This window comes from Vibrio caribbeanicus ATCC BAA-2122, from assembly GCF_000165125.1.
GTDB classification, from domain to species: Bacteria; Pseudomonadota; Gammaproteobacteria; order Enterobacterales; family Vibrionaceae; genus Vibrio; species Vibrio caribbeanicus.
Window position 1 is genome coordinate 1 of record NZ_AEIU01000029.1, and the last position, 16,073, is coordinate 16,073.

The 16,073-nt window shown below is 42.7% G+C and carries 12 protein-coding genes; 3 read left to right on the forward strand and 9 right to left on the reverse strand.

Annotated elements, in window-relative coordinates:
* On the reverse strand, nucleotides 1–1,174 hold a 1,174-nt coding region (gene bepA, locus RH40_RS03240), incomplete at its 3' end, for a beta-barrel assembly-enhancing protease (protein WP_009599897.1).
* Between the two features lie 266 nt (nucleotides 1,175–1,440).
* Here bepA and RH40_RS03245 point away from each other — a divergent pair.
* The 3 genes from RH40_RS03245 to RH40_RS03255 all read left to right on the forward strand — a co-directional run bounded on the left by RH40_RS03245 (nucleotide 1,441) and on the right by RH40_RS03255 (nucleotide 4,798).
* Complete coding sequence (locus RH40_RS03245; RefSeq protein WP_009599899.1) at nucleotides 1,441–1,659, forward strand: sulfurtransferase TusA family protein; 219 nt, start codon at nucleotides 1,441–1,443, stop codon at nucleotides 1,657–1,659.
* Between the two features lie 3 nt (nucleotides 1,660–1,662).
* Entirely contained in the window at nucleotides 1,663–2,736 is a 1,074-nt protein-coding gene (locus RH40_RS03250) for an AI-2E family transporter (protein WP_009599901.1), read from the forward strand.
* 190 nt (nucleotides 2,737–2,926) lie between these two features.
* On the forward strand, nucleotides 2,927–4,798 hold the full coding sequence (locus RH40_RS03255; RefSeq protein WP_009599902.1) for a methyl-accepting chemotaxis protein: 1,872 nt from the start codon (nucleotides 2,927–2,929) through the stop codon (nucleotides 4,796–4,798).
* A gap of 407 nt (nucleotides 4,799–5,205) precedes the next feature.
* Here RH40_RS03255 and RH40_RS03265 read toward each other — a convergent pair whose 3' ends face one another.
* From RH40_RS03265 to sbnA, 8 genes are read right to left on the reverse strand one after another with little or no spacing between them, the layout of a single operon-like run.
* Nucleotides 5,206–6,126: an EamA family transporter gene (locus tag RH40_RS03265; protein ID WP_139056839.1), complete on the reverse strand. Its 921-nt coding sequence runs from the start codon at nucleotides 6,124–6,126 to the stop codon at nucleotides 5,206–5,208.
* The gene (gene asnB / locus RH40_RS03270; protein ID WP_009599904.1) at nucleotides 6,123–7,955 is read right to left on the reverse strand and encodes an asparagine synthase (glutamine-hydrolyzing); all 1,833 of its coding nucleotides are present in this window, start codon (nucleotides 7,953–7,955) and stop codon (nucleotides 6,123–6,125) included. The genes RH40_RS03265 and asnB overlap by 4 nt, the downstream gene beginning before the upstream one ends.
* 14 nt (nucleotides 7,956–7,969) lie before the next feature.
* On the reverse strand, nucleotides 7,970–10,444 hold the full coding sequence (locus RH40_RS20970; protein WP_009599905.1) for an ATP-grasp domain-containing protein: 2,475 nt from the start codon (nucleotides 10,442–10,444) through the stop codon (nucleotides 7,970–7,972).
* Nucleotides 10,445–10,451: 7 nt separating this feature from the next.
* Nucleotides 10,452–11,144: a thioesterase II family protein gene (locus tag RH40_RS03285; protein WP_009599906.1), complete on the reverse strand. Its 693-nt coding sequence runs from the start codon at nucleotides 11,142–11,144 to the stop codon at nucleotides 10,452–10,454.
* A complete protein-coding gene (locus tag RH40_RS03290) occupies nucleotides 11,141–12,826 on the reverse strand; it encodes a non-ribosomal peptide synthetase (RefSeq protein WP_009599907.1) in 1,686 nt (561 codons plus the stop codon). Before RH40_RS03290 ends, RH40_RS03285 begins: the two co-directional genes overlap by 4 nt.
* A gap of 12 nt (nucleotides 12,827–12,838) precedes the next feature.
* On the reverse strand, nucleotides 12,839–13,801 hold the full coding sequence (locus RH40_RS03295; RefSeq protein WP_009599908.1) for a TauD/TfdA family dioxygenase: 963 nt from the start codon (nucleotides 13,799–13,801) through the stop codon (nucleotides 12,839–12,841).
* Nucleotides 13,801–14,826, reverse strand: coding sequence for a 2,3-diaminopropionate biosynthesis protein SbnB (gene sbnB, locus RH40_RS03300; protein WP_009599909.1), 1,026 nt, complete (start codon nucleotides 14,824–14,826; stop codon nucleotides 13,801–13,803). The genes RH40_RS03295 and sbnB overlap by 1 nt, the downstream gene beginning before the upstream one ends.
* Nucleotides 14,810–15,790 (reverse strand): 2,3-diaminopropionate biosynthesis protein SbnA, encoded by a 981-nt coding sequence (sbnA, locus tag RH40_RS03305; RefSeq protein WP_009599910.1) that lies wholly within the window; start codon nucleotides 15,788–15,790, stop codon nucleotides 14,810–14,812. The genes sbnB and sbnA overlap by 17 nt, the downstream gene beginning before the upstream one ends.
* Between the last annotated feature and the right edge of the window lie 283 nt (nucleotides 15,791–16,073).

The following is a 16,073-nucleotide window of genomic DNA, read 5'->3' on the forward strand; positions in this document are numbered from 1 at the left end:
CATATCTATGTTGTTTCATTAAGCTATTGGCGTGGTTGATCATCAAAACAGAGTTGCTCGGTGATATTATTAGTGCTTTCTCAAGTAACACGGTAGCTTTCGATGCTTCTCTAGACTCGATATAAAGGTCGGAAATAGCGTCGATGTAAAAGAGGTTTTGTGGATCATTACTAATGAGTTTTTCTAGGATTGGGCGTGCTTTGTCTAGTTCTTTATTATCCATATATACTAACGCCTTACCGTATTCAAACGCTGCCTTTGATGCTAAATCAGCTTTTTTTTCTTTTCGAGTTAACCAGCTCAGCGCTGCCTTATTTTCTAGGCCTGCATAACGAGCTACGATTCGCGCGCGAGCCAATTGGTATGAGAGAGAAGGGGAAGCGGTTTTCTTTGGGTAGCTTTCTGCTCTAGCTCGAGTATCAGCAATACGGTCTTCAGGTAGCGGGTGGGTTAGTAGCATAGGTGGTGGTGTACTCGCATAGCGATATTGCTCGGCCAATCTTCCAAAAAATCTCGGCATTGCACTAACGTCAAATCCTGCTTTAGATAGCGTGCTAATGCCAATTCTATCGGCTTCTTTTTCATTGCTTCTGGTGTAGTTGATTTTTCCTTGAATAGAGCCTGCAGCAGTTGCAGTGACTGCTGCTATTCCGGCCTGAGGAGCGGCTATTGCTAGGAGCACTGAACCAGCAAGGGCTGCCATGGTAAGTGGAGAGCGTTTAGCTTGTTCCTCCATACTTCTTGCTAAATGACGTTGAGTAACGTGCGCTATTTCATGGGCTAAAACTGAAGCAAGTTCACTTTCGCTCTGTGCATGCAAAAATAAGCCAGAATACAGAGCAACATGACCTCCAAAAAATGCGAATGCATTGATGTTTCGATCCTGTATCAAAAAGAACTGGAAGGGCGTTTTCACATCTGATGCATTAGCAACAAGGCGGTGACCTAAGTTATTTAGGTATTCATTCAATATAGGATCGTTGATAATCGGACTACTGCCGCGCAGCATCCGCATATAGGCATCACCGTACTCTATTTCTTGGTCGATTGTTAGGGTCGTACTCGCTGTTGTCCCAATTTCAGGTAGGTCAAACTCCTTTGCAATTGAGCAAGGAATTAGGGCTATTGTTGTTGATAAGTAAAGACCGATAAGTGTAAAAGTACGTTTTAACATAGTCAGAAGAATGCCTTTTATTTTTTGTTCTCAACCTTTTTATCACGATAAAAGTTTAGACGTTACTTTATCTAATTAACCTTGAGATGCCTTAAGCTATAGACAATCTGCGAGGCGAAATGTTCTCAAAAGTTTGCCAGACAAATCTCTCTTGTTACCCGCTATGGTGAGTTTAATTGGTGACATTTTATGATTTACACTGACGTTGACAAAAAAACACTATACAATATTTGAGCAATAAAATCTGTACAGAGCGGGATAGTTTAATGACTACTTTGGATCTGCGTAAAGAACGCTGTCCTCTGGCGCTGTTGTTAGCGAAGAGGAATGTTGTCAAACTGACTAGTGGAGAAAGACTCGACATTTTAGTTACAGATTCGTCTTCAATGAATGATATTATAAGTTATCTTGAAAAACAGTCATATATAATGAAATTAGACAACTTGGAGAATTGGTATTGTATAACAGTCACAATGGAGAAGTAATCGATGTTTGAAATGGTAAGTCGTTGGTACAAGAGGCGCTTCTCCGATCCTCACGCCGTCAGTCTCGTCGCGATTCTCTTATTTGGCTTTATTGTCATTTATTTTTTTGGCAACCTTATAGCCCCGTTGCTGGTTGCTCTAGTCCTTGCCTATCTTCTAGAGTGGCCGGTTGTTCAGCTAAGCCGCCTATCTCTGCCACGTACATTGGCTGTTATCCTTGTTATTCTCGGGTTTACTAGCATTATGCTGGTAGCCATTTTTGGCTTAGTGCCAACGATCTGGGAGCAAGTTGGTAATTTAATTAATGATGTTCCAAATATGTACGTAGGGCTTCAAAGTGTTATTGCGGAGCTTCCTCGTCGCTATCCAGAACTTGAGCACTTTCAGATCATAGAGTCTTTGGTCAGCAATGCAAAGAATCAAGTTATTGGTGTGGGGGAGACAGTAGTAAAAGGATCACTGGCATCACTCGTTAGTCTTGCCACGCTGGGTGTCTATCTGATTTTAGTTCCTCTACTCGTTTTCTTCTTGCTAAAAGACAAGCAACAGCTGGTACAAATGGCGAGTGGATTCTTGCCCAGAAATCGACGTTTGGCAACAAAGGTATGGGATGAAATGAATGAGCAAATCTCGAATTACATTCGAGGTAAAGTCATGGAAATTCTAATAGTCGGGACTGTCAGCTATGTCACTTTTGCTGTACTCGATTTACGCTATTCTGTGCTTCTTGCTGTTGCGGTGGGTCTCTCTGTTTTGATTCCATATATTGGTGCCGCTGCTGTAACCGTACCCGTTGCAATTGTTGGATTATTTCAATGGGGGCTTAGCTCTGATTTTTATTGGCTACTCGCTGCTTACGCCATTATTCAAGCTCTTGATGGCAACGTATTGGTTCCTGTACTTTTCTCCGAAGCGGTAAACCTTCACCCAGTCGCAATCATAGTTGCAGTGCTAGTTTTTGGCGGACTTTGGGGCTTTTGGGGCGTATTTTTTGCCATACCCCTTGCCACTCTTGTAAAAGCAGTGTGGAGTGCTTTGCCAAGTCATGAAGATGAAGATGCAATAGTAAGTGAATAATTTTTAGCCGAATTTGGAGCGCTGGCAATTCGCCAGCGCTTTTTATTTGTGCTCAAGTTGGCATTTTTGCCCAGTATAGAATTTACTTATGTATAGTTTTGTAAGAAATTCCTTAAGGAAGCGTCGTTTCTGACGATACAAAGGGACTAGTGCAAACGTTTGTTTGTACATCGACCAACTGAGGGACATTATGAAATTTAGCCAAAAAGTCGTTGCGGCCTCTTCTGCATTATTACTCGTGACGGTAACTTTGCTTTCGATACAGCAGATGAGTACAGTTAAGTACGAAATCGAAACCCTAGTTGACACCAGTCTAACTGAGATGGTGAAAGGGATAAAAAATACGGTCGAGTCGGACATGGAGAGTAAGAAGTCATTGGCTCAGTCTACGACTGAAGTACTCGAAATATATCCTCAAGACAAAGATTACGTGAAAAACGTGCTTGAAAAAAACAACCTGAAACAGAGCTTTTTAGCGGTAGGTTTCGGGTATGAAAGCGATGGAGCCGTTGTTGAAAATGATGATGGTTGGGACGCGCCACCAGAATATGATCCGCGAGTAAGACCGTGGTATAAGGATGCCAAAGCGCAAGGGCAGCTTGTTGTTACCGATCCGTATATCGATATATCCTCAAAAAAAGTGATTATATCTATCGGTACGCCTGTCAAAGAAAATGGTCGTTTCATGGCGGCGATGTTTTATGATATGGAGCTTGGCGGGCTAGCCGACCTAGTTAATAATGTTAATCTGCACGATGCAGGCTATTTATTTATTGTGACAGCCGATGGAACAACAATTGCGCATCCAGAGGCTGCAAATAACGGTGAAAATATAACCAAGTACCTACCACAAGCCGTGGTGAAATCGGGTGAACAAACTTTTGAACAAGACGAAAAGAACCTGCTGGTTTATTTTGAGCACGTACCTTCAGAAAACTGGTACATCGGTGCTGTGGTCGACCAAGATATCGCCTTCTCTGCGATAGACCAGCTTGGAAATAGCTCGCTGGTATTTGGTTCTATTGGTGTTCTGATTAGTATCGTGGTCTTAACCTTTTTAATACGCTTCCTTATGAGACCATTAGAGGCGCTAAATAGAGCAATACAAGATGTCGCTGGTGGTCAAGGCGACCTTACTAAAAGGTTGGACACAGACACCGATGAAGAGTTTGCTCAATTGGCCAGTGGTTTCAATACTTTTACTGAGACTCTACAAAAACAAATTCAACAGTCTAAAGCGATAGGCTCTGAGATCTTGCGTGGCACGGAAATGACTGTTGTTGGGGCGCAGCACTCAGCAGAAGCAATGCGCAGTCAGCTTGAGGAATTAGAGCAATTGGCGACCGCAATGAATGAGATGGCGGTGACTGCAACTGAAGTGGCGAATAACGCACAGGGCGCAGCGGGAGCCGCGAAAGATGCTGATGATGCGACTCAAGATGGTTCTAAGGTCGTCAGCAACACAGCAAGCTCTATTGATACGTTATCGACTCGAATTGATCAAGCCGTTGAAGAGGTTCATGGGCTTGAGTCTGCGACTGCAAACATTGAAACCATCTTGAAGGTTATTAATGATATTGCGGATCAGACTAACCTCTTGGCACTCAATGCTGCGATAGAAGCAGCACGAGCTGGTGAATCTGGTCGTGGATTTGCGGTGGTCGCTGACGAAGTGAGAACACTTGCACAACGAACCCAAGAGTCTACAACAGAGATCCGCAGCATGATTGAGCAACTGCAGGCTGGGGCTAGTTCAGTATCAGTAGCCATGAACGAGAGTAAGAGTACGGCTATTGATGCGGTTGAAAAAGCACAAGCGGCTGATGGTGCACTACAGCGTATCAGAGACGCTATTCAACGTATTAGTGACATGAACATGCAAATCGCTTCTGCCGCAGAGGAACAAAGCTTGGTTGCAGAAGAAATAAATAGCAACACGGTTAAGATTAAAGACCTGTCGACTCAGGTTGCCGATTCAGCAGAAGAGGCAAATATGGCCATGAAAGTTCAAACTGAAAATGTTCGTGAACAAGACGCGATTTTGAATAAGTTTATTGTCTAAATTAAAAAAAACAGAAAGCCAGCGGTTTCGCTGGCTTTTTCATATCAGTCAAGCTGATCGCTTATTTTTCATCATTAACTCTTCTTATAGTAACGCCATTTCAAGATTTAAGAGCGAAGTCCATTTGCGTCAATCGATAAATGATATACCTCAATAATTGCATTAAACCTGACCACGCCCCAATTAAAAAAATTATCGAAGCCACCGGTGTTTTCAAAGTGCGAAAACGGGCTTGGTTAAGGGTTCAAGGTTTTGAAGGGGATAGAGGCCAGTTTGAATTTTGGTTATGTCATGATGATCTGAAATTGATGGGGCCGGAGAGATCTTTAATATTTTTGGAATTTACGAACGAAAGGAGGTGCACGAATAGGCACCTCAGAAATATCTTCCGTTTTTGTAACAAATCCCTATTTTTTAATCACATTGCCTTCATACAACACTGATACTATCGAAACGGCGACGATCAGAGAAACCAAACCAACCAATATGCTTGAAAATGGGTAGTCTGTAAGCGCACTTTGTATACCCAAAACGACAAGCGGTGAAATCGCCAGTGATGTCGATACCGCTAATGAAGAGGTTTTCTCTATGCCTTTTTGGAGTACATATATCGAAGTACACACACCAACAAGTGACACTACCAGAATGGCAAACATATCTTCTTGTTGGAAAGTTAGCGCTTGCTGAAAGGGGATAAAACTGCTCGCCACAACTATGAGTAATGGAAATCTGACCGACAACATTGTTGTTGCGGGGATCTGAGCCGTGGCAAACTTTTTCGATATGACGACTGTGGCGGTAATGCTGATACAACATAAAAAAGCAAACACCAACCCCAAAAACATTTGCGAGTGATCATACAGTGAGTATGCAGAGCGACTCACAAAGACGTAAATGCACATTGTGATGACGGCAAACAGTGTGATCAGATGGCAAGTTTGAGTAATTGTCGATACCTTTTCTCTACGAAAAAGTAGCCAGGCAGTCATCACCACTGGGCCGAAGCCCTGAGTGATGGTCACAGCCACAGAAGGCTCAAGGTATTTAACCGACAAAAAATAAAATAACCAATTGCATAACGTCACGACGTTAAAGGCAATCACCATTCTCCAATCCGTCAGAAGGAGCCGAAATGACTGCGGCTGCTTGAACAAAGTAATGACAGAAAACACAGCCGTTGCGATCGTAAAGCTGATCGCTACCATTACAAATACATTGGTCGAAACGAGCCATATATTCAGTACAACACTTTGGGTTGATGCGATGGCAACATAAAGCAAGACCAGTAGTACACCGACAAAATACCTTTCACCCATCTTATCTATCATTCCTTATCAAACATTTCAAGAAACCAAACTTCCAGCATATATAGGGTCCACAGTGCGTAACTATTCTCTGGCTTAAATTCGGTGACAAACTTAACTAATTCATCGTGGTCAAACAGGCCTCGATTGATTGCTTTCTCACTCAGCAACGTCTCCACCACCTGTTCTTTGAGGTGGCTTAGAAGCCACTTTTCCAATGGAACCGCGAGCTCTTGCTTCTTTCTTTCCAAAATGTAATCAGGCAGATATTTTTCTGCTACTCGGTAGAGAAGATGCTTTTCCTTTCCGTCACGAATTTTGAAATCCGTTGGTATTGAACTCGCCAGTGTCACTAAAGATCGATCTAAGAACGGCGTTCTAACCTCCAGAGAATTGGCCATCGATGCAATATCCACTTTGACCAACTGAGCTTCATTCATCCAATGGTTGAAATCGTACTCCATCGCCATATCTAGATTATGTCTCGACTTAGAACATAGTTGTTTAGTGTATTGTTGATGCTTTTCGATGCAGCGCTCTTGAGCAAGTTGCTCTTTAAACGCTGTACAATAGAGCTGATCTCGACTGTCATAATCTAACCCGTCCGTTAACATTGATTGATAAAAGTCTGAGAAGCTATCCTGACTCCAATCGCCGCTGCTAAGGTCAACTTTTCTTGGCAGTCCCATATCCGCTGGAATATTAGGGAAGCATTGAACAAGCTGATATCTGGCATACCCACCAAATAGCTCATCCGCAGCATCACCACCAAGCACTACTGTCACATGTTCTTTTGCTAATTTGAACATGAAATAGCTCGCAATTGAAGAAGGGAAAGCAAATGGCTCTCCGAAATGCTTGACCAGATCATGCGCAGCTTGGATGGCTTCTTCCGGCTCGATCGTATAATCATAATGGTCAGTACCCAGATCCTTTGCCAGCTTTCGCGCATACTCAAGCTCTGAGAATTCCGCATCCTTAAAGCCGATTGAGAATGTCTTCAGGTTATGAATTTTACCCTGCTTCTGAGCAATCGCGGTAACAAGGCTTGAATCTAACCCACCACTGAGCATTGTACCCACTGGAACTTCGGCCAGTAATCGGCTTTGAATTGATTTATTTAAGAGAGTATCAACCTCGTCGATCCATTCTTGTTCAGTACGCTCAACAATACTTGGAGAATAACGAACAGACCAATGCTGAAATGGCGTCATACCGTCTTTACTAAATTTTATACAAGAACCAGGAGGAACCTTGTGAACGTTATCGAAGACGCTCTGATCATTGGGCATCACGCGAAACTTCAAGAAATAATCGATCGCAGAAAAGTTCAGTTTCGGTTCTAAGAATCTGCTCTGTAGGAGAGACTTCATCTCAGAAGAAAAGCTTAACGTACTATCTTCGAAACTGTAGTAAAGCGGCTTTTTGCCGGCTCGGTCTCGAACCAATAGTATCGAGTCCTCATGAGTATCGTAAATCGAAGCTGCATACATGCCTTCAAGCTTGTTATAAAAATCTTCTCCATATTCCTGATACAAGTTAACGATAACTTCCGCATCAGAGTCTGTTTTAAATTTAAGGCCTCGCTTTTTCAGCGAATCTCTCAAACTTACGTAGTTATAGATCTCTCCATTGAACACAATGACAAATCTGCCGTTATCGCTGACGCAAGGTTGTGCCCCATTCTCAAGCGCGACAACCTTTAGACGACGCATACCTATATGAGTCGAGCCACTACGATACCCCCCCTCTTCATCTGGACCTCTATGATAAAGAGCCTCGAGCATCGCGTTTAATGAGCCTTTATCTTCTAACGATTGGTTAAAGTGCTGTATACCTGCAATTCCACACATAACTCATTCCTCCACTAGGACTTGTATCTGCGTTTACTGACTGCACATCTGATCTCGCTCTCGGAGACGCAAACTACTTCAATGTCGCCAACTAAACCAGACAAAATCATCTCTGCGATATCTGGATTACGTTCCATGAGCTCTTTTTTAATTGAATCTATTTGAGACTGATTAAGGTCCGGATCAGCAATGCGAATCACAAGTGCGCCTTTCGTATCATCGAGGTCGTATGCTTTGTAAGGCGCATGCTTGGCGATTGCTGCGGTAATATCTGAGAGGTTCACTTTCTCGCCATGCTTAAACTCCCCAGAATAGCGACCAAGACAGCGATCAAATACATAGATGGTCTTTCCCTTGTGCTCAATATGGTCGAATCCTTCAATTAAATCATTCGTGACAAATCGAACTGCCGGAAAGCTAGAGCGTGCAAATGAGGTAAGAAGTAGCACTTCGCCAGGCCCGTTGTAGCTTACCTCTGAGTACAGAGTATTGGCATCAATGACCTCTGGCAAAATGTAATCATCGAACTGATACTTGCCAATTTCGTGATTGAAGAACGCGATTGAACCAATCTCAATGCTCCCAAACAAATCAAGAATGTCATTCACGCGAATACCGAAGAATAACGCAACTTTCTTCTGCCAATCTAAGCTGGCAACGTCTCCTACGACGATAATTTTCTTTGGTGTTGCTTTGAGTTCACCCGTCGCAATAAGCGCATCGAGGATCATCGGCATAGTGAAGAAAATCTCAGGGTTAATGCGATTCAAAACCTTAATATGTTCCGCGATAGGGCGAGTAAAATCGATCAGCTCTGTTTCACATCCCATCAAACGAAAGATTTCTCCAGCTGTAGCGGCTGCATGCCCCGTACCTAAATCCGCACACGCTGTTTTGTAACTGTTCCCGCAGAAATTCTGAATTATGTCCTTTCTTTGCTGAAGATAGATATCCTGATCGGAAGGGACATACGAAATGCGTTTACGTTTTCCCGATGTTGTTCCTGATGTCAGATATATATCCATCGATTCAAACTGATGGTCAGCATGATAGTAATGCTCCGTTAGAACTGCTTCGTCAATTAGCGGCAAGTCACTGATGGTAAAAGGGCGGTTGATATCAACCTGGTTTATTTCTCCATACCATGGGAAAGTCTGTATGGTATCCCGAACCAACGAAGCTAAATCGCGACCAGTTTCAGGAGTCTTTGAAACCTCTCCCAGACCTTTATCATAGAACGTTTGCTCGGTTTCTCGGACCTTGGCGATGGTTTCGAATAACGTTTGGCTATCTTTCTCTATGACAGTAATTGCACCTGGCGCTGTAAGCAAATCGATTGTCTTGTTTTGTATATCACCAATATCGTAGTGATATTTCGCAGATACCACTCCTTTAATATTTTTTAAAGCCGGAAGCGGGTCCTCAAGTACACAACCACTTTTGGGGCTAAGCATATAAACGTAGGCGGCCTTCTTGTGAGAAATCGTATTCCTACTCTGCAATTGGTGGATTGAACCATCAAATACCTCTGGTCTTACGATGGCATCCACTAATTTACTGACTTGCGAGTGACCCAAGGTCTCTTCAATGATATATGGATCTGCACCGCCAGCAATCCTAGCGCCTACTTCGATGAGAACGGGACCACGCTTCGTTAACATCACTTCGGCATGAAAGGCTCCGTTACGCAATCCAAGAGCCTGACACGCCACCTGTGTATAGTCTGATAATTCGTGATAGCATTCGTCATTCACATAGCGCAAGATCTGCTCATCGTAGATTGGGTTTCCATCAACAAATCGTTTTCTAGATTCAAACAGATCAGTAAAGAAAAAACCGTTGTCGCGCGCTATCCCATTAACGACGTACTCCGCACCCTCCAAAAATTCCTGGCAAAGCACTGACGTGTTTGGAGCCCCAAAAACATCGTTTTTCCCCATAATGTTGTGGAATGCATCCAGTGCTTGGCTTTCCGAATGACAAATTGACACTCCATCCGTTGCCGCACTTTTTAAGGGCTTCAACACAACCGGCCAGTCATCTCTTCCTGCTAGCCAATCAGAAAGCTCTGAGGTACTTGTCACCATCGCTTGATCGATAGACGCAACCCCAGCTTTCTTGATTGCCTCCTGCATCGCGTATTTGTCACGTCTCGCCATTGAAAGTTCAATATCATTGGAAAACGGCAATTCAAACTCATTATTAAGCGTATCTGCCAGTTCTACAGCACCTTCACTGCCAGCGATGATTGCTTTAATAGAATATTCATTTAGAGTCTCCAGCAACTCACCATAGCTAAAATTGTATATGATTGTTCTATCGCATGTGCGTCTAGTAAACTCTTGGTCTTGATTGAAATATGAAGGCGTAAAGGGCGATTCAATGTGGATAACTTTGTAGCCAATCGCTTGAAAGGCAGGAACTAGGTATTTACCACCTGTATATGCGTCAACAATAACGATGACTTTTTTGTTATGAACTTCAGACATACTATCCCTATAATAAAATTTGCTGAGTAATAATTTCTGCTACTTTGGAAAAATGATTCTTCCAATAAAAATGGCCACCAGAAAACCGAGACACACCGAGGAAACACTGTGTTAGTTCTTGCCAGTTATCCATCGTTTTATTGATGTATTCGTTCTCTCCACACAACGCTAAGATAGGAGTTTTGAGCATGGCCCCCATCTTTGGCGCATATTCATGATATTGTCGATATTCGTCACGAATATCGGGAAGGAAGGCTTTTAATACCTCGACATTTTGAGTAGTTGCTTCGTCACTTAGTGACATCAAGTGCTCTAGAAATAGGTCATCTTCTAGGTCGAAATAGCGATACGCATCCTTTTCACGCTCGGGAGGACATAAAGTGCTCGATACAAACAAGCACTTTGGAAAAACACCACGTCTCTCAAGCTCATGGGTAACTTCATACGCCAACGCACCGCCCATGCTGTGTCCAAATAGAGCAAAATCGGTGTTTACAGACTTTGCTAAGACCTGCTCAATGAGGTCATCGACGATCAAACTAAAGCTTGGATTAGCAGCCTCATTAATTCTTGAATAACGGCCGGCTCTATCGATAGCTGACCAGTTTATGTGTTCTGGGAACTCCTTTTGCCAAGTGAGATATTGGTGAGCTCCGCCTCCTGCATGCGGAAAGCAAAAAACGTCCAACTTCTGAATCACAAGACCTCCATTTGCTTACACTTGATATGAGCGCTCAAAGCGTCGATCGTTGGATGTAGAAAAAGGTCAGGTAGCGATAAGCTAATCCCCAAATGGGTTTCTAATGCGACCATCAGATTCATCGCGGCGATAGAATCACCAATATTAAAGAAATGGGTGTCACAAGCCAGATTTGGTTGCCCGAGAACTTGCTCCCAAACCGATTTCACGCGTTCAGAAATTGCGTCAGAGTTTTGTGCCGATGGGCTCTTCGACTCCTCGCTCGCTCGAGACCCCCAGGACTCAACTAATGATTTGTGGTCCAGCTTTAGGTTGTCAGTGAGAGGAATTTTAGTCACCTCTTGCCATAAAACTGGCACCATATATTCTGGTAGGAATTGAGCGAGTTTGTTTTTCAAGGTGCTCACGTTTATTTGACCACCTTGACTTGAAACGACTGAAGCAAGTAGTGCGGAATTATTGGCACTGTTTTTTACAACGGAGACTGCAACTTCAGACACTCCTTCGAGAGCGGCTATAGCTTTCCTCACTTCTTCAAGCTCGATGCGGTAGCCACTGATTTTGATTTGGTCATCAAGTCGGCCCAAAAAGAGGAGATCTCCATTGGAACTACGCTTTACAAGATCACCGGTACGATAGCTACGTTTTCCTTGGAACATGACGAACGCTTCTAGCGTTCTCTCGTGATTGTTGTAATAGCCTTCAGCAAGGTGGCATCCCTGAACGTAAAGTTCACCTGGTTCTTCTTTATCGCAAATGTCTCCGGCATCATTCACCACGACGCACTCCACACCACCTAAAGGCTTTCCTATCGTTGCCTCATTTCCCGATATCTTTTTAATGGTGGTATTGATGGTGTTTTCAGTAGGTCCGTACACATTAAAAACTGTGGCATCTATGGAAGCCAAGTTTTTCCATAGGTCGCCATCGATTGCTTCTCCTCCAACGATGATGAGCTTTAAACTCGACACCGAACTTAATCCCACTTCTAGCAGAAGCTTCAAGTGCGATGGAACCAAATCAATATTGCAAATGTTATGGTCTCGTAAATACTCTAATAAAAGCTGCGGGGATTTTCTTATTTCATCACTCACCACATGCAGGGAGTAACCCAAAGCGACTAAAGCTAACCGCTCTAAGGAGCTATCGAAACAGAACGATGCATTCATCGCAACATTGCCGCTTACCAAACCATTAGGCGAATAGATCTTATTATGGTGTTCTTGAACTAAGTTCTCATAAGCTCTGTGACCAACAAGTACACCTTTGGGCTCCCCTGTTGTGCCAGAAGTAAAAATGATATAAGCATGGCTTGAATCTGTTTTTCCTTTTTGCTTTGGATTTAGGACACGAACACCCTCTGATTCAATCAATAACTCTGCATCCGACAATACTTGAACTGTTTCTTTACGCGATAATGGCCAATTAGCATCCATCGGTACATAGACGCGATTGGCCATCCATGTTGCATAAGCCGCAATAACGAAATTTATTCCCCGAGGCATACAGACAGCAACCGCAGCACCATAACTAGAAAGACCGGTGATGCTTTTTGCCAATGATTCAATTCGATCATAAAACTCTGAATAACTTAACGATTCATTTTGGTCTGTTACCGCCACGTCATTTGGGCGATGGGCGACATGCTTTTTTAAAGCTTCTAGCAAATAACGTTCAGACATAGCTATTTCCCACTAAAGTGTTACAGGGTCGACCAGAGCAACACGCACTGCTCGCTGACCTTGAAATGGTTTGCGTCCATGACTGACAAGCAAATTGTCGCCAATCAAGAAGTCACCCACTTCCCAACCAAAAGTAACCTGACAATCGACAAATGCGACGCGAATTTTCTCTACAACGTCATTGGGAATCTCTTCACCATTTCCATAAAATACGTGCCTTGGTAGGAAGTCTACGCCTAACGAAGACAACATTGCTTCCTGTATCGCTGGTTCTAGGTTGGTTACGTGAAATAGGTGGAGTTGGTTGAACCAAAGCTCATCGCCAGTGATTGGGTGCTCAATGATCGCCTGTCTTTTTTGACGAGTTCTCAGGTGAGTAGTGGAAACCCACTCGAACTCGATCTCATTGTCTCTGCAGTACTGCTCAACTTCAGCAGGGTCATCTGACTGAAAAGCTTCTTGCCAGGAAAGATCAAACCCGCCATCAAAGTTACGCTGATACATGACACCGAGCTGACGGAACTTTTCAACGTCTTCTTCTGGCAATGTTTCGATAATTTTCTTGTTATCCGATATAGGGGTTTCTCCCCCTTGGTCAGCAACGACGAGTGAACAAAATAAGATTTTTCCTGGAACCACTTTCTGAAAAGCATTTTCGCTGTGATTTGCAATCTGCTTATTAGCCGGATACTCAGTGCTTGTATAGACGCCTTTCGCCGTCTGAATACGTTGGGTAGAGCGCTCCTTGTAACTCAACTCCAACTGCGCAAGATCTGAAACAATTTGGCTAAACTTATCATCGCTATCGACATTGAATCCACGAAAGAGTAAACATTTCTTCTCTGCCAAAAGAGCATCCAAATCCAAGTTCGCTAAAACGTCTCTAACAGTTTGACCCTCATCACTTGGATTCACCAAGTAAAGGTGCTCATAGCCATCTTCTAATATGGATACTGTGCAGCCTTCGATTTTCATTACTCTGCCCATCTCGATACATCAGGAAAGAAGTCATCAAGAGTATGTCGCCCCGGTAAGCCGATATCATGTTTGTAGATGAACATGGCTAAAGCTAAATCCAGAACTCCTAATCCAAACGGTGAAAATATCGTAGGTTTCTTTGAATCAAGCTGCAAATTCCCCAATATATACGCAGCCAATGTTCCATCAGCAAAATCACGGTTCCCAGCCATTTGCTCAGCTAAATGGGGGGAGGTATTAGCTTTCATGCAGTGTTCAACATCATCGAACACGTTGTTACTCTCAAGAATCGTTTCACTTGGAATGTCTCTTAATGAAATGTTTAATACAAGCTGACTCGCGTTGAATCGGAAGCTTGGATCTAAATATGGGGCTGGTGCCGTAGTAGCAAAAATCACGATATCGGCAGACAACGCAGCCTCTAGCGATGTGCAAATATCAATACTTCTTCCCGTTTGCTTTGACATATTTTCTGCAAACAAATAGGCATTATCTTGTGACAAATCGTAGATTTCGAACTGATCAATCTTCCAGTCATCGGCATGGAAAAATTCAGTGATGTATCTTGCGATCACACCTCCACCGATAATACATACTCGCTCTGCAATTTTCCCAGTCCGAGACAAATGATTTGCAGCCAACACAGCAGATGCTGACGTCCTTGCTGCACTTATTTGTGCTCCTTCCAATAAACAAAATGGGTAGCCGGTAGTTCTGTTATTGAGTAAAATCGCTGCAGACGCCCGCTGTAGATTGTGGTTAATATTTTTTGGAAAACTTGAAATCCATTTGATCCCTGCAATTTCTGTCGACGCATTACTGTCGTTTATTGAAGAAGGCAACGCAATAATTCGCGCTTCTGGCTTATCTTTAAAACGCAAAAAGTAACTATCTGGGTTTTCTGTAAAACCATTTTCATGAGCAAGATATGTTGACTCGATGACACCCAAAATATCTTTCTTGCATTCAGAAAGAACACTTGAGATGTACTCCCCGCCGATTACTTCAAATTGCTTTTGCATATGCTTCACTTTCTCTTTCAGCTATAAATCCAAATTTATCCTCACACCACTCATTGTTGAAAACGGTGCTAACATAACCTCCACCAAGGTCAGGCGAGATTGCCACGACCTTGTCGGATTCTTTAAACCTGTTGCTTACGGCTCTCAACCCAGCTAGAACTGTTCCTGTCGATGCACCAGCGAGGTATCCGTATTTCTGAGCGATCTCTCGACACACCTTGACGGCTTCAAGTTCAGAGACCTGTATCAATTGATCGATGTGTATTTCATTAAAAAATGGAGGGAGCACACTGGCGCCTAATCCAGGTAAATAGCGTGGACCAGCTTCTGTTCCAAATGTGACAGAACCTACAGAGTCCACTGCTATTATCTTTGTATTCGGGGAATGGACTCTAAAATACTCAGCACATCCCATCAATGTCCCTGTAGTACCTGCACCAATAACTAGATAATCAACATCCCCGATACTTTGATGAATAGATTTAGCGGTTAATGAATAATGCGACTTTACGTTACCTGGGTTGGCGTACTGATTGAGCCAAATGAGGGACGGATCTTCATTGAGTCTACTTTTTATGTAGTTCAAACGATTGCCTAGATAACCACCTTTTTCGTCCTTTTGACTAATGATAATGACCTCTGCACCTAGCGCCCTCATTGTCTTAATATTTTGTTCAGACGTATTAGCATCTGCGACGCAAGTAAACCTGAGAGATTTGCTAGCTGCGATGATACTTAATGCAACCCCCATATTTCCTGAACTTGATTCAATGAAATGTTTAGAGTCAACCAAATTGGTATTAATTATTGCATCATCAATTAAATATTTAGCAGCTTTTATTTTTATGGAGCTGCCAGCACTGAAACCTTCTATTTTTATTATCGGACTATTTGTCTCACAGAAGCCCGTCAGCCTCAGAAAAACATCATCATTTATGATGTCACCCATCTCTTCAATAATCATTTAACACCCGTTAAAAACTTAAATTAACTTCTTTTTCTAAACTTAATAGTTCTTTTTCATTTTTTAAAAATCGAAAAATACCATTATTGATAAAAAATCAATCTGAAAGTGAGTGAATTTTTTACACATTAAAACTGGATATCGAATCTTCAATTTATTACAGGTAGAAGAATTATAAGGTTTCTTACTCAATGATGACTTTGCTCTATAATATTATGGATATAGTTGATGTCGATAATCGCCATAAATACCAAAATGAAAGTCTGCTAGCCAGTTCTGTACA

What these genes read in the sequence shown, in the direction of transcription:
- RH40_RS03245 (WP_009599899.1), top strand. Translation starts at nt 1,441, where the DNA reads ATGACTACTTTGGATCTGCGTAAAGAACGCTGTCCTCTGGCGCTGTTG.
- RH40_RS03250 (WP_009599901.1), top strand. Translation starts at nt 1,663, where the DNA reads ATGTTTGAAATGGTAAGTCGTTGGTACAAGAGGCGCTTCTCCGATCCT.
- RH40_RS03255 (WP_009599902.1), top strand. Translation starts at nt 2,927, where the DNA reads ATGAAATTTAGCCAAAAAGTCGTTGCGGCCTCTTCTGCATTATTACTC.
- RH40_RS03265 (WP_139056839.1), bottom strand. Translation starts at nt 6,126, where the DNA reads ATGATAGATAAGATGGGTGAAAGGTATTTTGTCGGTGTACTACTGGTC.
- asnB (WP_009599904.1), bottom strand. Translation starts at nt 7,955, where the DNA reads ATGTGTGGAATTGCAGGTATACAGCACTTTAACCAATCGTTAGAAGAT.
- RH40_RS20970 (WP_009599905.1), bottom strand. Translation starts at nt 10,444, where the DNA reads ATGTCTGAAGTTCATAACAAAAAAGTCATCGTTATTGTTGACGCATAT.
- RH40_RS03290 (WP_009599907.1), bottom strand. Translation starts at nt 12,826, where the DNA reads ATGTCTGAACGTTATTTGCTAGAAGCTTTAAAAAAGCATGTCGCCCAT.
- RH40_RS03295 (WP_009599908.1), bottom strand. Translation starts at nt 13,801, where the DNA reads ATGAAAATCGAAGGCTGCACAGTATCCATATTAGAAGATGGCTATGAG.
- sbnB (WP_009599909.1), bottom strand. Translation starts at nt 14,826, where the DNA reads ATGCAAAAGCAATTTGAAGTAATCGGCGGGGAGTACATCTCAAGTGTT.
- sbnA (WP_009599910.1), bottom strand. Translation starts at nt 15,790, where the DNA reads ATGATTATTGAAGAGATGGGTGACATCATAAATGATGATGTTTTTCTG.